We start from the raw sequence: 19,300 nt of genomic DNA, 5'->3' as shown, positions 1-19,300 counted from the left end.
GGCTTCTACCGGACCAAGTCCTTATTCTATTCCCGGTGCTCCGTCCGAACTTTACTTTAGTTGGGAGCGGACCATTTCCAGTACATCATCGCCCAGGAAGGCCGTGTCTTTATTTTCTTGATACCACGTATTCATGTATTCCTCAATCTGCTTGCCACCGCCTTTCTCCCAGGCTGCTTTAGCATCCGCAATAGCCTGCTCGGCCGTATATTTGGACCCGCCTATGATTCCTTTGACAATGATGTCGCTCACTTCTTTGTTCACGTTGGTACTGATAACCACCAGGTCGCTTGGCAGAACCGGCATATGCTCGTAGTGACTCAGAGCGGGATATTTGGCGTCCGGATTGAGCAAGAACTGGTCTGCCTGCTTCATCATCTCCAGCCCCGCCTTCTGATCCGGATCCTCTACATTAAATGCCGATACGGAGGTCAAAGATTCGTTCTGCGGGAGAGAATAGAACATGGTGTAGTCCGCGGCCCAATCCACTTCCTTCGTATTCTTGTCGGGATCAATCACGATGGGCGCACCGTCCGCTGACTTGTTCCAATGTTCTCCCTCCAGCCCCTTTCTCAACGTCAGCGCCGTATCCGGCTGGAGCATAAAGTTGATATATTCCATCACAGCCTTGGGATCTTTGGCTGCGGCGTTAACCACCGTTGTCATCTGAATCGGGTTGGTCACGTGATGGGTAAACTGTCCCACAGGAGACTCGGGCTGCATCATCGGCGCAATTTCCGCATCCGGGACCACCTTTCTGATGGTCTTGATATCGGTGACCGTACTCTCAAACCAGTTGTTGATTTGCGGAGGAAGGAAAACGCCCACCTTGCCGTTCAAATAATCCTTCTTGGCTTTGGAACCGTTCGTGTCCGCCAGGTAATCCGGGTCGATCAGTCTTTCGTCGAACAGTCTCTTCTTGAATTTCGTCGCCTCCAGCGTGTTATCCCAGCTGCGGATGATTTTGTCGTCAGCCGAGATGGCCCAACCGCTCGAGCCGAACATGGAATCGACCATGCCGCCGGAGGTATAGCTTATATTCGTTCCGTACGTATCCTTCTTGCCGTTGCCGTCAGGATCTTGCTCTACAAAAGCCTTCAAGACTGTAATCAGCTCTTCGGTCGTCTTCGGCACCTCTAGGTTCAGCTTTTTCAACCAATCCACCCGGATAAACGCCACGCTTTGCAGATGGGGCTCGTTAATTTTGCCGATTTCGTAAAGCTTGCCATCCGGCTTGGTGCCCACCTCGCGCAACTGGGGATACTTCTCCAGCAATTTTTCATATTCAGGGACATACTGCAAGTAATCGTCCAGGGGCAGCAGTTGCTTCTGCTGATATAGGGAATCCCTGAAGCCCGTATCATAATCATTGATCATATCCGGCGCGCTGCCGGATGCGAACATCACATTTAGCTTCTGAGTCGATTCCGACCGGAGCACGGGCACAAACTTGGCCTCCACCGGAGAATGTTCATTAATCCATTTAGTCCAGCGGTTCTCCTCCACGGTTCCCTCCGCGGCCGGGATATTGCCTCTGTCATAGTTTGACACGGTAATGACAGGTTTATCTCCGCTTTGCCCCTCTTCTTTTGGCTGGCTGCAGCCGGCAGCCCCCACCGTCAACACGATAGCCAGTACTGTGGATGACCAGACCCTTTTGTTCCACTTGGATGTTTGTTTTAACATTTACAAGCTCCTCTCGACCCATGATCTATAATGAATGGATTTGTTGCCGCTAACCTTTAATGGAACCCAGCATAATCCCTTGAACGAAATACTTTTGCAAAAACGGATATACCACTAGCATCGGCACTACCATCACCATAACGCCTACCGCCTTCAGTTTCTCGGAGATCAGCTCCTGCTGCTGCATGATATCCATCGCCATCATATTGTCCATGCTCTGAATCTGCAGCATGCTCTGGACAATGACCGTGAGATTCTGCAGTTCCGTTCGATTGATGTAAAGAATGACATTCATGAACATGTTCCAGTAACCAACGCCGTAGAATAACGTCAATGTGGCCAGCATGGGCAGGGATAAAGGCAAAATAATGCGCAAAAGCAGTTGCGTCTCTCCGCAGCCGTCAATCTGAGCCGATTCCGTCACTTCACTCGGAATGTTTTCAAAGAAGCTTTTCATGATTAACATGTTATAGGTACTGATCAGCCCAACGAACCATAAGGACCAGTACGTGTTCGTCAAATGCAGATTGTTCATCACTAGATACGTGGGAATCATGCCGCCGCTGAACAACATCGTAAACAGCGCGGCCGTTGTGAGCGGCTTGCGGGCATACAGATAGCGGCGGGACAAAGGATACGCCGTCAGAACCGTAGTCAGCATGCTAAGCGCCGTTCCGCCCAATGTGATGATGACGCTGTTGCCAAACGCCCGCAAGGCTGGCGTGTTCTGAAAAAAATATTTGTAAGCGGTAAAATCAAGGCCCACCGGCCAGAACAAGACTTGTCCCAGATCCACTGCCTGCCCTTCGCTTATGGACAAAGCGATCAAATGCAGGAAAGGCAGAATGCAGGTGAGTGCGATGATAATTAAAACCGTGTGAACGAAGACCGAAAAAACCCTTCCGCTAGCCGACTCTCTCAATGCAGGTCCCCTCCCTTAAAGTTTTGTGAGCCTTGCTTTCCGGATAAGCTTCGTACAAAACTTGCTTCGGAAGCATGGGCTAGAATAATCCCTGGTCGAATTTCCTGGCCAGTGCGTTAGCCGACAACAGCAGCACCAAGCCGACAATGGACTCGAATAGACCCATGGCCGTGGTCAGACTGAATTGGGCCTTCTGCAGCCCCACTTTGTACACATAGGTGCTGATGACCTCGGCTTTTTCCAGGACTGTGGGATTCTGCAAGTTGTAAACCTGGTCGAACCCTACCTCCATCAAGCGGCCCATGCCCAGGATCAGCAGAAGGATAATCGTAGGACGGAGGCCCGGCAGCGTAATATGCCAAATCTGTCTCAGCTTACCCGCGCCGTCCAAGGCGGTGGATTCATACAAGCTGGGATCAATGGACGAAAGGGCGGCGAGATAGATAATGGCACCGAACCCCATTTCCTTCCACATCCCGGAGCCGATAAAGATCGCGACCCAGGATTCGATGCGATACAAAAACGGCACCGGCTCCATTCCCCATTGCTCCAGCAGCTTGTTAACGGTGCCGCCGTCGATCGAAAACAAGGTGAGAACCAGCCCTGCTACGATGACCCATGACAGAAAGTGGGGAAGATAAATAATCGTTTGAATCCATCGCTTCAGCCATCTTTTTCGAACCTCATTCAGCGCGATGGCGATAATGATCGGCGCGGGAAAACCGAAGATCAGATTCAGAATACTTAATTCGAGGGTATTCCAGATGATCTGCAGCGTAGCGTCGGACTGAAATAAAATCTTGAAATACTTGAGTCCCACCCAAGGGCTGGACAAAATGCCATCGCGGAAATTGTAATCCTTGAAAGCGATCACAAGACCGCCCATAGGAAGATACCGGAATATCACGTAATACAGGATCCCCGGTACGAGCATGAGGAACAGCGGAATATTCTGCCGAAACCTCCTGGTCTCGTAAAAGGCTTGTTTGGCCATCGGCACACTGTCCGTTTCGGCGGTCGCAGGTGTTGTTGGCATGTTCTAACCTTCTTTCTTGGTTAATTGCTTTTCGATGATGTTTATACTGTATCGCAGTCCCACCGGTGCATACCTTAAGAATCTCTAGGTTTTTCTATAGTTTTTTTTGTTTTTCACGTACAGAAAAAAAAGGACGCGAATTCGCTCGCGTCCTTTTTTGGCGCTTCCCTTTCCCGTTTGCGTTAGCTTTTCATTTAAATGCCAGAGCTTAATGCTTCCTTCAAATTATTGCCGGGACAACAAGAAGCGTCCGTCCCTAAGTAAATAGTTTGCCGCATCGTTCGATATGTGTTCTCCGTCTTGCGCCCGCACCTCGTTAACAAAACTGTTCAAATTGCCATTCTCCAGTTTTTTCTGCAGGCTACGGGCGATTCCGGCATTATCGATTTCCTTGCTCTTGGCAAAACGCGTCACTAATGCCTTTAATGAATTGATACTTGCCACGGTATGGAAAACAACGGTTTTACTGCCTGAATTGCCGGCTAGATCAACTGAAGACACCTCAAGCGTATGTGTTCCCAGCGGCAATGAAAAGAGTGGGATCGTCGTGCCGATCGGATAGGAATACGTATCCAGCGTCACCGTCGTCTTGCTGTTGTCGACCCCTGATGCCGTATCCAACGTAGTCACTAAAGGGGTCAAATCCTCGCTATCTTCATAGGTGCCGCCATCTCCAGGAATGACAACTTCTATAGTCGGGTCTTTCGTATCCAGCTTAAAGCTGACGGCTTTCGCCATCTCCTCATTCCCTGCTGGATCAACCGAACGATAGGTAACTGTGTAAGTGCCGTCTTGGCTGAATGTGATTGGTGCCGTATAGGTTTGCCAAGTTGTCCCGCCGTCCAGACTGTAGTCGGTTTTTGCAACGCTATCCCGTGGAGCTTTTGCTGACAAACTTACCGTTACCGGATGCGTATACCAGCCATTTTGGCCATTCGGAACTTCTGGCGAAAGAGCCGCGGATGTGATCGGCGCAGTTTTCGATCCTCCCGTAACCATGACTTTGAAATCGTCGAAGTCGATTGAAGCGTTAGCGTAGCCGTCGATGCCGAACAGCTGGCCGGTCAACTTACTGCCGCCTGTATGGCGGAAGAGGAAGTCAGTGGCCGCCGGAACAGGATCATCGTTAATATAAACGGTATAAGTCTTGGCGTCCCAGTTTGCCACCATTTTAATTTTGTACCATGTATTGTATGAAGTGTTCTTGACCGGCTTCTTGGACCCCCCATTCTGTACGATGATTTTACCCGTATCAAAAGCTGTGACCATGGAATAATTGCCGGTGCCGCTGTCATTTCTCACCATGGCACCATTGGCGTACTGAAAGCTGCTGTTTAATCTGGCACGATATTCGATGACGATGCGCTGATCCGCTTCTGCCTTGACCTCGCCTGCAAACGGCAGGAACAAATTTGCCTTGCCCGCAACAGCGGTTGTGGTCAGTCGAAGGAACTTATTCCCGTCCTCTTCTTGCACAGTGGCAGTAGCGCCATTGGTTAGAGCTTCGGTGGTAATGCCGTAAGGGTACTTGCCCGTCTCATCGCCGGAGAAATCCCGGTAGGCGTTATAGGTCACGCCATCCTCGGTAAGGTTAAGTGAGCCAAGCAGGGCTGCTTCCGCTTCAGCAAGGCGATCCAGCGCCTCCTCAAACTGCTCTTCACGCAGATCAGGGTCTACAGACATCTCTTCCGCATGATCCAGCTCAGCCAAGAGAGCATTATACGCATCTTGACTATAGGTTCCCAAGCCTTCGCCCAGCGGATAAGAGAAACCGACTATCCTGCTGCGCATGTTATCTACAATCTCATCAAGACCCCATCCCGGGATCACTTCTACGGAAACGGCAGCAGGAATCTTCTCGCCATTCAGTGTTAATATGACAGGCACCTGAATCGTGCCAAGTGAGTTGAAGTGTATTCCTTCCAGCTTCCAGCTGACCTCGGCGATGCTTATCTCACCCTTGTAATTGACGTCAACAACGCCGGGCAGCCTCGGTGTCACTCCGGAGGGAGTTTTTACTTGAGAAATAATCTGAGGAACCTGAGACGGATCGGGTGTTACTGTTAAGTTGAATTTTGCTTCCTTGCCGCCGTATACGGCTGTAATCACCGTATCCCCCGGCCCAGTGTCATATACCTGACCGGTGACCGTAACCTTGGCCACGTCTGGTTTGCTGCTGAAGTACGTGGCGTCAGCCGACACATCCTGGACTTCATAGGTGTTGTAGCGAGCTGTTAACTGCAGTTGCCCTGTCAGCCCGCTGGTCAGGATGTTGTTCAATCCGCTGATGGCAATGGACTGCACAGACTTAGGTTCAGCGGCAACGGTAACCGTGGCTGTGGCCGTCTTTCCGTTATATGTCGCGGTGATCGTGGCGCTGCCTGCCTTGAGTCCTTTGACCCCCATCCCATCAATATCAGCAACCTCTTTGTTGGAAGAACTGAAGGAAACTCCGCTGTCCACAGGGGAATAGGTAGTGCCTGTTACCGTATACACGGGCAAACTGCGGCTTTCACCTAACCCCAGCGTGTACCCCGGAGAATCGAATAGAATTTCCGACGCAACATCAAGCTTGAATATATCCATGCTGTCAATTTCGGCAAGGTTGGCACCCGTCGAGAAACGGATGGTATTGTTGCCTTGTTTAAGATAGACTTTCACCGTGGAGGCTCCCCAACGATTCCAGCCGGAATAGACGATGTTCAAACGGGCGCCGGAACTGCCGTTTACCGACAAGATATGTGAAGCATCCACCCCATTCGATGAGCCGTTGGCATTGCGCACAGACAGCACATAAAATCCCGCCTCTGGCACGTTGACTGTAAACTGGGCATAATCATTGGCGTTCTTGATATTGGCGATCTTTTTCCCGTCGGAAGCGGTACCTTCCCACCAAACGCCGGGGCCGGTTCCGCCGCTGGGATCTTTCACCAACAGGGCTGCTTCCGCCTCATAGCGCTGACGTGCCGGCTCCCCTGAAGGCTTGGCAATCGGTTTGTTTGGATCGACGGGCTCTCCCAGGTTTGGCGTTCCGTCTGCGTTCCAGATGAATTTCTGCGCTCGGACATTGCGGGTCCACCCTGATCCTGGCCAGCGGGCGGAATGGTAGATAATCCAGTCCTCACTGCCGTCGGGAGAGGTGGTGAGACTGTGGTGACCCGGGCCATAAACGCCATTGGCGCTGGAGAAAATCGGATTGTCCTGTTTTACCCAGGAGCTGGGGTTCATCAAATCGTCGCCAATCTTGGCCGTGATCAGTCCGAGGCAGTAACTGTCTGTCCAGCTTCCGTTTGCGGAATAGACCAAGTTGATGGTGTTACCGCGTATATTGACTTGGGGACCTTCGTTGATCCTGCCCGGGGACGTTTCCCAATCATGGTCAGGCGTCGAAATCAATACCCGCTGCGAGCTGATGGTCCGTGGATCGCTCATTTCCGCTATATATAGATTTTGGAAACTCCCATCCGTTTCCTCCCAGCCGGACCAGATGAAATAGTGTTTCTCATTTACAGTCAGCACCGTGCCGTCGATCGCCCAGCGGTCCGTGGAATCGGTTATTTTCCCTTTGAACTCCCAGGTTCCGGTCATCGGACTCTCACTGGCGTTCTCCAGCACATACATGCGGTGGTTTGCGTTGGTTCCGTTGTCAGCCGCGAAGTAAATATACCATTTGTATTTGCCATCGGTATCTTTGAGATAGTGCATTTCGGGCGCCCAAACATTGGAACTGTACATGGTACCCTTAACCGGTGTCCAGGCTAGGCTCCTCTCGCCCGCTTCAATGCCGGTAATGGTCATCGATCTGCGGATCATGATGCCGCTGGCGTTGACAAAGACGTTGTAATAATAGCCGTCCGTATGCTTGTAAACCCAAGGGTCGGCTCCTACCTGCATAATCGTGTTATAGAAATTTGACACCTCCGACACCGCCGTTGTCGACGCCGACATCGAATCTTTCGCATCGGGCGCCCTGTCTGCCGCCGCAGCCGCTCCGCTCCATTGCGGCAGCGGCAGCATCAGCAGCACCGCGAGACAAAGCAGCAGGTACCTGAATCTTTTCCTGAGCATTAACAGTCCTCCTTGGAATCATATAGCTCTCAGCATTCACCGAAAACACTTTACACTCCTTATTTGCTTTATTGCCGGCGATTCGTCCGAACGTATCTTCTTCGCACCCCCAGGTTCAGTTTTTTCAACCAATCCATCCGGATGAACCCCTTGAAAGCGATTTCAATCCCACCCATAGAAAAATACCGGTAAAAGGCGTGTTTGGCCTTCGGAACGCTGTCCATTCCGGCGGCTGCAGGTTGTTGGCATGTTCTAACCTTCTTTCTTGGTTGAATGCTTATCGATATCGTGTATACTGTACCGCAGTCCTTCCAGTTCAAACCTTAAAATTCTCCAGGTTTTTCTTTAGATTTTTTTGTTTTTCGCATACAGATAAAGGGACGCGAAATCTGGTCATAGCCCTGCCAAGTAAACACTTCCTCTAAATAAAGACGTACAGCCTGCCTTGATCTCAACTGATAGGGGGATAAGTGAATCAGAACCCTACTAAGGAAGAGGCAAGAAGGAAACCAGGAAAAGGGGCCCCCTGCCGCGAAGCGGCAACAAGAGCCCGGAAGGGACGCCTCTAATTGGTCGGTCGACCGCTACTTGCACGCATGTCGGCAGGCAACTCGAATCGGCTGTAGCTCTCCATCCTGAACGGAAGGGTCGGCGATGCCCAAGGAAGCGGGTATTCACTGTACAGTTGCCTCTTCGCCGCCACATCCCTCATCTTATCGGACAAGCCGGACAGCAAGCGCACCGTGGAGTCGCTATCCTCCTGCTCGGTCACGAACCGGCCGGGTATGGGGCGAACGGCGCGGGCCGACTCATAGGCTCCATTGGATACCAGTACGAAGCTTCGGCACGCCTCGATCGGTGAGAAGAGCGTCCTGCCCGGGGTCTCGATCGCTTCCAGCAGGTTCTGATACATGTTGCGCATCAAATCGGCCGGGCCAAACGCCAAATCTTCTTCGCCATCCTGCGCGCGAATCGTCAGCTTGTTCTGGTAATTCCAATGTGCCTCCCCGCGCGTCCCGTACACAGCAATGGAAGGCACTTCACTCGTTTCGTGGCAAAGCATGGCGTAAAAATGAACGCTCGCTTCGTTAGCCATAACGACTCGAATACAGGAGATGTCGTCCCCCTCGATGTCGTTGACATGGTAAAGCTCGGCCTGCACCGATTCCGGGTGTAAACCTGGGGCGCCTTCGACTCCGGCCGCCAGCAAGCAATTGTGCAGCAAGTGAGCGAACGGATTGTTGAACGTCCCGTCCAACACATACTGGCCGTCGCTGACCAGTTTGCCGGCCCAGCGGGTTCGGTCGTAGTACGAGCGAGAGCGTTTCCACATACCAACGCCGACCACATGCTCCACATGCCCGAGCACGCCGGAGCCAAGCCTTTCCAGCAACGTTCGGAACGCCTGACCCGACGTATTCTGGAAGTTCACCTGGCACAAGCGGCCGGTCTCCCGCTGCACGGCGATCATCTCGTCCAGATCTTGTATCGTTATCGCCGGCGGCTTCTCCACCAGCACGTGAAAGCCCATCCGCATCACCTGGATGCACATCGGCTTGTGGGTGGGGATCGGCGTGACAATCACGACGAAATCGATGTCCGGATGAAGCGTGAGCATCTGCACATAGTCCGTATAATGGATGGCCCCAAGCGCGGTCAGCTTACCGTAAGACTCCTGATGAGCGTCGACATTCGGCTCCGCAAAAGCGACAACCTGCAGGCTGCCCTCTCCGGCCAGCTTCTGCATGATATTCACATGCTGAGCGCCGAATCCCCCGATCCCGATCAGCGTGGTGCGACAAATCTTCACATTCCTTCCCTCCATTACCTATGCCTTGACAAGCCGGGAAGCGATTCTCCCGGCTAGCCAAAGCCGTAAATAAAAATTCATATCATACGTACTGCAAGTAACGTTCCTTGATTAGCGCGAGCGCTTTGTCTCCCGGCATATCCCATACTTGCTGGTTAAAGATTTCCACCTCGATCGCCCCCGAGTATCCGGCCGTCTCGACGGCATGTCGCATCCGGCGCAGCTCGATAACGCCGTCCCCCATCATCCCTCTGCCCATTAGCAGGTCGGGTACCGGCACGATCCAATCGGAAACGTGGAAACCGAGTATCCGCCCTCTGGCACGCTCAATTTGCGCGTATAGCCCAGGATCCCACCAGACGTGGAACGCGTCGACAACGACGCCGACGTCCTGCGGGTCGTGCTGCTCCGCGAGCGTGTTGGCTTGCGCCAGCGTATTGATGACGGAGCGTTCAGCGGCGTACATCGGGTGCAACGGCTCGATGCCGAGCTTGACTCCGTGCGAGCGAGCGAACGGCACGAGCTCCGCGATCGCCTCTTCGACCGTCTTGCGGGCAAAATCGATATCCCGGTCCGGAGCTGGTCCGCAAACGAGCACGAGTACGTCGGTGCCGAGCTCAGCCGCTTCCTCGACAGCCCGACGGTTGTCGTCCATCCGCTCTTTGCGCGCAGCCGCGGTGGCCGCCGGAAAATAACCTCCGCGGCACAGGCTGGAGACGCGCAGGCCCGCGTCCCGCACAAGCCGCTTGCTCTCGGCCAGGCCGGTCTCGGCCACTTTATGCCGCCACAGCGCGATCCAAGGCACTTCCGCGTGAACGCATGCTTCCACGGCCTCGCGCATATCCAGCCGATCGGTCGTAATCTGGTTCAAGCTGAGTCTGTCTATGGAACGAAGCAGTTCCATGCTGATCCCTCCCGGATTTCAAATATTGCTATAAAAGATTACGGTCGAATACCTGCCAGCGCTAAGACAGGTTTCATCCGTTCGGCGGCAAGCTCTGGATCGGCCAATAGCCCGGCCCGGTCGGCAAGCACGAACAGCTCGGCCAAATGGACGATCGAGCGCGATCCCTCCGCTCCCCCGATCATGCGGAAATGCGGTTGGTGGCCGTTCAAGTAGGCCATGAACACAATTCCCGTCTTGTAGGCGAACGTCGGCTTCTGGAAAATATGGCGCGACAGGGCGACGGTAGGCTCCATAATCGCCCCATAACTGACCAGGTCGCCCGCGTCGAGCGCATGAAGCGCCTGGGAAGCGGCCGGAGCGATCGCGTCGAATATGCCGAGGAGCGCATGGCTGTAGCCCTGCTCATCACCCTTGATCAGCTCCGGGTAGTTGAAGTCGTCGCCGGTGTACATCTTGACGCCTTCCGGCAGTAGCCGACGCATCTTGATTTCTTTACCGGCATCGAGCAGCGAGATTTTAATCCCGTCGACCTTGTCCGCGTTTGCCCGAATGACGCGCAAACAAACGTCCATCGCCTCATCCGGATCGTCCTTGCACCCCCAATAGCCGGCCAGAGCGGGATCGAACATGTCGCCAAGCCAATGCAGGATAACCGGCTGTTTCACTTGTCCTAAAATGCGCCCATACACCCGCTCGTAGTCCTCTGGCCCTTTCGCGCAAGCGGCAAGTGCGCGGCTCGCCATCAGAATGACTTGACCGCCCTCGCCTTCAATGAAGCCAACTTGCTCTTCATAGGCAGCTTCCACGTCGTATATCGTGACCGACGGTCCCGGGAGCAGATGATCGGTTCCCGCGCCGCAGGCGATTTTGCCGCCAACCGAGCACGCTTCCGCGATCGAAGCGCGGATAAGCTCCTTCGAGCGGTTCCAGTCGAGGCCCATCCCGCGCTGCGCGGTATCCATCGCTTCCGCCACAGCCAGACCGAGCGACCACAGATGGTGCCGGTAGGCGAGGGTCGAGTTCCAATCGATCTGCGTGTGATGCAGCGGATCGGCATCCGCAAACGGATCGCAGACGACATGGGCGGCCGAGAAGGCGATACGGCCCGTAAACGGCTTGGTCGACACAGCAAACGAGCCGGCTTTGCCAAGAGCATATTCATACAACGCTCCCCCTGCGCGGGGGAGGAGCAGCGATTTAGTCATCTGTACTCTCCTCCTTTACAGGCTTAGCTTCGGCACGTCGATCCAGCGGCGCTTCTGCCACGACTGTAAGCTGAGATCGGCAAGCTGGGTGCCCTTCGCACCTTCGAGCAGATCCCACGGGAACGACGTGTCGATGACGACATGCTTCAAGAACATTTCCCATTGCACCTTGAACGCGTTGTCGAACGACGCGTTGTCCGGCACCTGCACCCATTGGTCGCGGAACTGGAATGGATTCGGAATGTCCGGATTCCATACTGGCTTCGGCGTGTTGACCCGATGCTGCGTCTTGCAGTCGCGCAAGCCCGCCACGGCGCTGCCTTCGGTGCCGTCGACCGTAACCGTAAGCAGATCGTCTCGATCTACGCGCACCGCCCAGGACGAGTTGGCCTGCACGATAATGCCGCCTTCCAGCTCAAACATGGCGTACGCCGCATCATCTGCCGTGCAGTCGTAGGGAACGCCCTGCTCGTCCAAACGTTTCGGAATATGCGTAGCGGCAAGACAGGATACAGCCTTCACTTCCCCGAACAAATTCTCGAGCACATAGCGCCAGTGTGCAAACATGTCGACGATAATGCCACCACCGTCTTCCTTGCGGTAGTTCCATGAAGGCCGCTGACCTGGCTGCCAGTCGCCCTCAAATACCCAATAGCCGAACTCCATCCGCACGGACAAGATGCGCCCGAAGAAGCCGGAGTCGATCAAGCGCTTCAGCTTAAGCAATCCGGGTAAAAATAGCTTGTCTTGCACGACGCCGTTTCTCACCCCCGCCTCGGTTGCGATGCGGGCCAGTTCGAGCGCTCCTTCGAGATCGACGGCCGTCGGCTTCTCGCAATAAATATGCTTGCCCGCCGCGATCGCCTGCTTGATGCTTTCCGCGCGGCGCACCGTCGTCTGGCTGTCGAAATAAATTTCATTGTACGGATCGGTAAGGCATGCTTCAAGATCGGTGCTCCAACGCTCGACGCCGTGGGCAGCGGCCAGCGCCTGCAGCTTGTTCTCCTGCCGGCCGACCAGAATCGGGTCGGGCATTATGACGTCTCCGCCCGGTAGCGCGACGCCCCCCTGCTTGCGAATCGCAAGAATCGAACGGATCAAATGCTGGTTGGTTCCCATCCGTCCGGTAACGCCGTTCATAATAATGCCGATGTTGCGAACTGCCATCGTTCATTGCTCCCTTCGCTTCGTATAACCGTATTGTAGTCGATGCGAAACCGCTTTTCTTACGATTCTGGGAACACGATTCTCAATTTCGGAAGCGAATTGTTCGAGCGAAAAACAATATCCCCCGCCGGCGCTTAGCCGATGGGGGATGAAGGGGAAATTACGTTTCTATCAATCGGCCGGTCGTCCGCTGATCGCATTCTTGTTCGTTTGATCGCACGTTTGTGTGCTCGTTTGTTCGTTTGACGGAAGGCTCCCTGCCTACTCGGCTTGAGCGGGCGCATTCAGCTCCCGGTACGCTTTCGGCGACAGCTTGGCGACAGCTTTGAACGACCGGTAAAACGTGGACACGGAGTCGTAACCGACCTCGAAGCAGATCAAAATAATGTCCTTGCCCGTTTCCGCCAGCAGCTTCTGGGCGACACGGATGCGTACCTCGGTCAAATATTGCATCGGCGTCATGTCGTACCGTTCCTTGAAGATGTTGTTGACGTGCCGTGTGCTGATGCCCAGCTTGGAGGCGATGTCCCCCGCGGTCAGCGGATCAAAATACTTCGAATCGATATAGCTGCGAATTTTCTCGGCGCGAAGCCTGTTGGAGCTGGAGCGCGTTCCGGCGGCCTCCGTTCCGGCCGATCGAACCAGCAAGAGCAGCAGCTGAGACAGCTGGACTTTGAGCGAAAGCCGGACGAGCGGCGACAGCTCCCTGGACTGCTCGAACAGCATTTTCCTCAGCAACTGACGCAGCTCGCTCGCGGCAAACAATCCCGGCTTCATCAGACAGGAGGCCTGGAAATGGGCGTGCAGCAGCTGCCCCCTCATATCCGGATCGAGCACCGCCTCGTCAAACGCCAACACTAGCAAGGTAAGCCTGGAGTCGGACATGACCGAGTGGACGGAATACGGCACGATCAGCGCCGTTTCGTCGACCGCCAGCTTCCGTAATTCCCCCCCAAGCCGGATAGCGCCTTCGCCCTCAAGCACAAACAGCAGCTGGTGCGTCTGGTGATAGTGCTCGGACACGAGATGTCCGCCCGTATGCTTCTGCTCGTATAAGTCTATCGCATTCCTGGACAAGTCGATCCATTTAATAGTCACGGCGAAGCCTCCGTTTTTTAAAGCGTTTCATTTAAAGCCATTTTAGCGCGAACGGCGGCTTCGGTACAACATTTTAGAATAAGCGCATCCCGGACACCGCAAGTACCCCCGTGCTGCAGCTTTATTGAGGTCTTCAGGTCCATCTGTCCATGCGGTTCGCTCCTTTTTTCGTGGAAAAAGAATTAGGGGCGATCATTAACGTCACATCCGGGCTGGCTTTTACACCATTTACGATGGCCCTTATTTACTCAACCAGCAATGGTTTGAAACGGTTAGTTGTGGCTGTTCACGGCGTCAAAGGATTAAGTAGATTATAAAGGGAGGAGCTTTTCAAGGCATAGCTCAGACGAATCCAATTTCACCCTTACAAAATAAAATTTGCAGAAATTCAATTGGCTTTCTCACTAATTTCCTATTTACTCATCATGCATTCGTTTTACCTGATCCATTTTCACCAATCAGAGTGTTTACCTCATGTGTGAATTTAAAATCCACATTTTTATAGTTTCTAAAGTTACATATGGTTAATTTAAAAATATGCATTGAGGTGGACCTCCCAAAAACCCCTTTTTCTATATTCCACCATACGAATACAATAACAACTCATAAAAATTTTATGAGCAGAGAATAGCGATGCTCCTACTCCAAGAAGAATTCGCTGACACGAACACTTCCGATCCCGTCCGCGTGCTCGCACAACAAGGCTCGAATACGTATCAATTTTGTCAATTGGCACGCCACTTGAAACCAGTAGCCTTTTTATGTCCTCATTACTATAGTTATGCCCAAGAAACGCTAGCACAGCTCTAAAATCATTAGCAGAAACTTTATTGCCCTTCAAATCGATTTCATCACTACAAATATCTATTCCATAATTTTCAGTATCTGCCTTCCTTGACATGAATACTTTTCAAAAAGATTCGTAATTTCTTGTTTAATATTTTCTAGTCGTATATGTTTACGTCCCCCCCAGGTATTGCTTCCATTTTATCGTTTGGGCTTTACAAAGTGTAGGAAAGTGATTGTATAGTGTTTTTTTATTACAACCAATTTCATCGGCGATCGCTTGTACGTGCATATATCCATTGGTTGAGAGCATTTTTTCTTATTTGGAATGTTATTTTTAAAAATGAAAGGCTGGTCAGCGAAAAATGCCCTCTCTTAAACTGTGTGGGTCCACCTTAAACTCCCGCCAGTCAAAAGCTTTTTAAGACTGGATATAAAAAAAGTCCCTTTATGGGACTTTTAACTCTCATAATTGTCAATCTGCCATTCAACGAGTCAAAACGAGATACAAGCAAAGTTAACTTTGACTGTTGTTATTTTTGCTGCAATGCATGTCATAAAGGTTCTCTTTTATTTTCACGCAAAAAAGCGACCTCACAAGGTCGCTTTTCGATTTTATGTATGGAGGCGAGGGGAGTCGAACCCCTGTCCGAAGATAACGACAACACAAGCTTCTACGGGTGTAGTGACAGATTTGATGTCACCCTAGAGACTCCCTGTCACCGGATTCCCTTCAGGTCAGCCTGATTGTCTTCTTCAGCTAGCCCCAGGCGGAGACTAGACAGCGTATCCCACTAAAGTTGAGCCCTCATCCCGGTACATGGGCGATACAGAGCGAGAGCACGCTCACAGGTTATTAAGCTGCGAAAGCGTAGTTGTTTTGTTGTTTGCCGTTTAATTGGCTTTAGCGTTGATGAAGTGGACGCGTCCCCACTACCCGCTACTCATGCCCGAACTATCCCCGTCGAATCCAAAAACGCCCCCTTAAGTTGGAGAAATGCCGGTGCTTCGCACCTTAAGCGTTCCTGCCAAAAAGGGCTATCGGATTAAACTAAAGAATATTCAGCCATAGCAGTCGATCTATGCCGCAGACTCTTTCCCTCCAAGAAAGAAGAATGCGCCAACTGTATGCTGATTGTCAAAGATCTTATTGATCTCTCTTACATCACTTAGTATATCACATTTTACATCAAAATGATATATACATTGCAGGTAACACAGCTAAAAGCTGCCATCCGGCTAGTTGCTCCATTATCTTGCAATCTTCTGCTTCTCGCGCAGTGCACGCTGGATATCGCGCTGTGCATCCTTCTTGGCGGCATCGGCACGCTTGTCGTACTGACGCTTACCTTTACCGAGGCCAAGCAACAACTTCGCATAGCCGTTACGGATGTAGACTTTCAGCGGTACAATCGCGTAGCCATCCTGCTTGGACAGGCCCAGCAGCTTGCGGATCTGCTCCTTATGCAGCAGCAGCTTCCGTGTACGCGTAGGGTCCGTTGGGTTGTTACGGTTCCCCTGCTCGAACGGGCTGATATGCATGTTATGGATATGGATCTCGCCATTTCGAATGGTTGCGAACGCGTCTCCAATATTGGCACGGCCGTTCCGTATGGATTTGATCTCCGTTCCGGTCAGGACCATCCCGGCTTCATACGTATCCTCGATGAAATAATCATGGGAAGCTTTTTTGTTCTGGGCCAGAACCTTCCCGTCACTTTTCTTACCCATGGTCTCACCCCTTGTCATCAACAATGATAATGGAAAAAGGACTTCCGGCAGACCGCCAATTGCAATCTCACCAGAAGTCCATTGTATCAAACGTCAGCCTCTAAAAGCAAGGTGGGGCAAGCACCTCCAGCGTTAGTCAGGAGGAGAATGTTACTTTTTCTTCTTGCGGACAAAAGCGGCTGTGCCGTTTCCGCCCTTACTCTTCCGTTTGCGGCCACCGCCGCCACCGGAGTTGCCACCAGCATTGCCGCCTGGTGTTGGACCTTCGCCGATGAAAATCCCGCTGCCCGACGTCTTCTTGCGCCGGTTCTTCCCACCGGCACCGCCAGAGCTGCGTGCATTGCGGTCAAAGCCGAGAGCGCCGCCCCCAGCGGAGCTGTATCCGCCTTTGCCGGAGCCAAAGGCGAAGTTCGACGCCTGCTGCTCGCCAGCGCCAGCACTAGCACCCGCTCCAGCTGGCGCCTCGCCGCTGCGCTTGCCGCGGCCGCCCTGGCCGCCGGCGCTGTCACTGCGGCGTCCGCCTGGCGCGCCAGCTTCAGCCGTGCCCCGCTTAGCGCCGCGGCCCTTACCCCCGCGGGCTGCGCCATCGCGGGCACCGAATCCGCGCCCGCCATTGCCGCCGCGGTCGCCTTCGCCGCGCCCTTGGCGGCGCGGCTTCATATCCACCATCTCAAAATCGATGGTGTGATCGTCCATGTTCACCTTCGCCACGCGAACCTTCACATCATCACCGATGCGGTATACCTTCGAGGTCCGCTCCCCGATCAGCGCCATATGGCCCTCATCGAAATGATAATAATCGTCGGTCATCGCGCTGAGGCGTATCAAGCCTTCGACCGTATTCTCCAGCTCAATGAACATGCCGAAGCTGGTCACGCTGCTGATAATGCCTTCGAACTCTTCGCCGACCTTATCCAGCATGAACTCGGCTTTCTTGAGCGCTTCCGTATCGCGCTCCGCATCCACGGCTACACGCTCGCGCTCCGAGGATTGCTGAGCGATGTCAGCCATCCGACCCGCCAGATGCTCATGGCGCTTCTCATTAAGCGCGCCGCCGCTCTCCAGCACTTCCCGGATGACCCGGTGAATGACCAGATCGGGATAACGCCGAATCGGAGACGTAAAGTGAGAATAATATTCCGCAGCAAGGCCAAAGTGGCCCGTACTTTCCGCGTCATATTTCGCCTGCTTCATCGAGCGGAGCATCATCGTGCTGAGCACCGTTTGCTCCTTCGTGCCTTGAATGGCTTCCAGCAGGTTTTGCAGTGCGCGCGGATGGATCGAGTTGCCCCGTCCCTTCACCTGATGCCCAAAATTGGCCGCGAACGCCATAAAGTTCTGCAGCTTCTCCTGATCCGGGTCCTCATGAATCCGGTAGATGAACGGTACTTTGAGCCAGTGGAAATGCTCAGCCACGGTTTCGTTGGCCGCCAGCATGAATTCCTCAATGATCTGCTCCGCGATCGAGCGTTCTCTTTTGACGATATCCACGGCTTTGCCGTTCTCGTCCACAATGACCTTGGATTCCACAAAATCAAAATCCACTGCGCCACGGCGCATCCGGCGGTTCCGCAGCTTCAGCGCGAGCTCGCGCATCAAGCGGAAATCCTCCACGAGGTCACTATAGCGCTCGATCAACTCCGGATCCTCATCCACCAGGATTTTTCTCACATTGTTATACGTCATCCGTTCTTTCGTACGGATAACACTCGTAAAGATATCGTGCTTCACGACTTTCATCTGATCGTTGAATTCCATCTCACAGGACATCGTCAGACGATCCACCTGCGGATTCAAGCTGCATATGCCGTTAGACAGGCGGTGCGGCAGCATCGGAATCACCCGATCCACCAAATACACGCTGCAGCCGCGATTGTAAGCTTCCTTATCCAGCTCGGAACGCTCGCGGACGTAATAGCTGACATCGGCAATATGGACGCCTAGACGGTAATTCCCGTTCGGCAGACGTTCCACATTTACCGCATCATCGAGATCCTTGGCATCTTCACCGTCAATTGTCACAATGTTCAAGCCGCGCAAATCACGGCGTCCCTGCTGCACAATCTCATCTTCCGTAATGGAATCCGGCGCTGCATCCGCCTCAGCCAGCACTTCCTCCGGAAAACCTTCCGGCAGCTGATGCTTGCGGATAATGGACAGAATGTCGACACCCGGATCATCCTTGTGACCCAGAATCTCCACCACTTCGCCCTCTGCCGCAGCTCTTCCTTCCGGATAGCTCACCAGCTTCACCACGACCTTCACGCCATCAACGGCGCCGTTCATCGCATGCTTCGGAATAAAAATATCCCGGTTGATCCGCTTGTCATCCGGCAGCACGAAGCCATAGGCTTCATGGTTCTGGAATACACCCACGACTTGGGTGACGGCGCGCGTCACGATACGGACCACTTCGCCTTCCATTTTGCCGCCGTCGTTCTGTTTGGAACTGATCCGGATAAGCACGATATCTCCATTCATCGCACTCTTCAAGTCATTGGCATGAATGTACACATCCGGGTGCTCGCGATCATCGGGAATCAGAAAGGCAAAACCCTTAGCATGTGCCTGCAGACGTCCGCGCAGCAAATTCATCCGTTCCGGCACGCCATAACGCTGGGTGCTGGTCAGAATGATTTTTCCGGATTGCTCAAGCTCATTCAGCAGCTTCAGGAATTCCCTGAAGTCATGGGCATCCTTAATGGCAAAATGCTGCTCCAATTCCTGGTACGTCATCGGTTTGTATGCAGTTTCCCGCATAAAATTCAGTAATATTTCTTCAGTTATCATCATTATCACCTCGGGGAACCTGCAATTTCATCGTTCCGCTATCCATTCTTTACCTTCATATACTCATACCCTAGTATACACGAATTTAATCCTC

12 protein-coding genes, 1 other RNA gene and 1 pseudogene are annotated in these 19,300 nt (G+C 53.0%); 1 reads left to right on the top strand and 13 read right to left on the bottom strand.

The annotated features are described in order from the left end of the window. Nucleotides 1–51: 51 nt before the first annotated feature. The 9 genes from ACETK5_RS21050 to ACETK5_RS21010 form a co-directional block, all read right to left on the bottom strand. Nucleotides 52–1,686 (bottom strand): extracellular solute-binding protein, encoded by a 1,635-nt coding sequence (locus tag ACETK5_RS21050; RefSeq protein WP_220686911.1) that lies wholly within the window; start codon nucleotides 1,684–1,686, stop codon nucleotides 52–54. 49 nt (nucleotides 1,687–1,735) lie between these two features. Further along, nucleotides 1,736–2,608 carry a carbohydrate ABC transporter permease gene (locus ACETK5_RS21045; RefSeq protein WP_100539680.1) on the bottom strand — a complete coding sequence of 291 codons (873 nt, stop codon included), beginning with the start codon at nucleotides 2,606–2,608 and terminating at the stop codon, nucleotides 1,736–1,738. Between the two features lie 79 nt (nucleotides 2,609–2,687). Beyond that, complete coding sequence (locus ACETK5_RS21040) at nucleotides 2,688–3,644, bottom strand: ABC transporter permease (protein ID WP_394057655.1); 957 nt, start codon at nucleotides 3,642–3,644, stop codon at nucleotides 2,688–2,690. A 225-nt stretch (nucleotides 3,645–3,869) separates the two neighbouring features. After that, complete coding sequence (locus ACETK5_RS21035; RefSeq protein WP_394057653.1) at nucleotides 3,870–7,712, bottom strand: family 43 glycosylhydrolase; 3,843 nt, start codon at nucleotides 7,710–7,712, stop codon at nucleotides 3,870–3,872. Between the two features lie 565 nt (nucleotides 7,713–8,277). After that, complete coding sequence (locus ACETK5_RS21030) at nucleotides 8,278–9,522, bottom strand: Gfo/Idh/MocA family protein (RefSeq protein ID WP_394057651.1); 1,245 nt, start codon at nucleotides 9,520–9,522, stop codon at nucleotides 8,278–8,280. 82 nt (nucleotides 9,523–9,604) lie between these two features. Continuing rightward, complete coding sequence (locus ACETK5_RS21025; protein ID WP_100539677.1) at nucleotides 9,605–10,426, bottom strand: sugar phosphate isomerase/epimerase family protein; 822 nt, start codon at nucleotides 10,424–10,426, stop codon at nucleotides 9,605–9,607. A gap of 38 nt (nucleotides 10,427–10,464) precedes the next feature. Beyond that, a complete protein-coding gene (locus tag ACETK5_RS21020) occupies nucleotides 10,465–11,634 on the bottom strand; it encodes a dihydrodipicolinate synthase family protein (RefSeq protein ID WP_220686916.1) in 1,170 nt (389 codons plus the stop codon). A 15-nt stretch (nucleotides 11,635–11,649) separates the two neighbouring features. Next, nucleotides 11,650–12,801, bottom strand: coding sequence for a Gfo/Idh/MocA family protein (locus tag ACETK5_RS21015; RefSeq protein ID WP_394057648.1), 1,152 nt, complete (start codon nucleotides 12,799–12,801; stop codon nucleotides 11,650–11,652). Nucleotides 12,802–13,062: 261 nt separating this feature from the next. Beyond that, nucleotides 13,063–13,899, bottom strand: coding sequence for a helix-turn-helix domain-containing protein (locus tag ACETK5_RS21010; RefSeq protein WP_394057647.1), 837 nt, complete (start codon nucleotides 13,897–13,899; stop codon nucleotides 13,063–13,065). 140 nt (nucleotides 13,900–14,039) lie between these two features. Between ACETK5_RS21010 and ACETK5_RS21005 the strand changes: the two are divergent. After that, nucleotides 14,040–14,156 (top strand): annotated as a pseudogene (locus ACETK5_RS21005) (short-chain dehydrogenase); the annotation flags it as partial. A gap of 166 nt (nucleotides 14,157–14,322) precedes the next feature. On the opposite strand, the gene ACETK5_RS21000 reads toward ACETK5_RS21005, so the two are convergent. The 4 genes from ACETK5_RS21000 to rnr all read right to left on the bottom strand — a co-directional run bounded on the left by ACETK5_RS21000 (nucleotide 14,323) and on the right by rnr (nucleotide 19,206). Then, on the bottom strand, nucleotides 14,323–14,442 hold the full coding sequence (locus ACETK5_RS21000; RefSeq protein ID WP_100539673.1) for an AAA family ATPase: 120 nt from the start codon (nucleotides 14,440–14,442) through the stop codon (nucleotides 14,323–14,325). Between the two features lie 862 nt (nucleotides 14,443–15,304). Further along, nucleotides 15,305–15,669, bottom strand: a transfer-messenger RNA (tmRNA) gene (gene ssrA, locus ACETK5_RS20995). Between the two features lie 267 nt (nucleotides 15,670–15,936). After that, a complete protein-coding gene (gene smpB / locus ACETK5_RS20990) occupies nucleotides 15,937–16,416 on the bottom strand; it encodes an SsrA-binding protein SmpB (protein WP_023966984.1) in 480 nt (159 codons plus the stop codon). Between the two features lie 150 nt (nucleotides 16,417–16,566). Beyond that, the gene (gene rnr / locus ACETK5_RS20985) at nucleotides 16,567–19,206 is read right to left on the bottom strand and encodes a ribonuclease R (RefSeq protein WP_394058323.1); all 2,640 of its coding nucleotides are present in this window, start codon (nucleotides 19,204–19,206) and stop codon (nucleotides 16,567–16,569) included. Nucleotides 19,207–19,300 lie beyond the last annotated feature (94 nt).

Source organism: Paenibacillus ilasis, from assembly GCF_043195395.1.
Taxonomy (GTDB): domain Bacteria; phylum Bacillota; class Bacilli; order Paenibacillales; family Paenibacillaceae; genus Paenibacillus_AQ; species Paenibacillus_AQ lautus.
This window is presented reverse-complemented; position numbering and strand designations above follow the sequence as displayed.

Coding starts and splice junctions, on each gene's coding strand:
- ACETK5_RS21050 (WP_220686911.1), bottom strand. CDS start 1,686: ATGTTAAAACAAACATCCAAGTGGAACAAAAGGGTCTGGTCATCCACA.
- ACETK5_RS21040 (WP_394057655.1), bottom strand. CDS start 3,644: ATGCCAACAACACCTGCGACCGCCGAAACGGACAGTGTGCCGATGGCC.
- ACETK5_RS21035 (WP_394057653.1), bottom strand. CDS start 7,712: ATGCTCAGGAAAAGATTCAGGTACCTGCTGCTTTGTCTCGCGGTGCTG.
- ACETK5_RS21025 (WP_100539677.1), bottom strand. CDS start 10,426: ATGGAACTGCTTCGTTCCATAGACAGACTCAGCTTGAACCAGATTACG.
- ACETK5_RS21020 (WP_220686916.1), bottom strand. CDS start 11,634: ATGACTAAATCGCTGCTCCTCCCCCGCGCAGGGGGAGCGTTGTATGAA.
- ACETK5_RS21015 (WP_394057648.1), bottom strand. CDS start 12,801: ATGGCAGTTCGCAACATCGGCATTATTATGAACGGCGTTACCGGACGG.
- ACETK5_RS21000 (WP_100539673.1), bottom strand. CDS start 14,442: ATGCATATTTTTAAATTAACCATATGTAACTTTAGAAACTATAAAAAT.
- smpB (WP_023966984.1), bottom strand. CDS start 16,416: ATGGGTAAGAAAAGTGACGGGAAGGTTCTGGCCCAGAACAAAAAAGCT.
- rnr (WP_394058323.1), bottom strand. CDS start 19,206: ATGATAACTGAAGAAATATTACTGAATTTTATGCGGGAAACTGCATAC.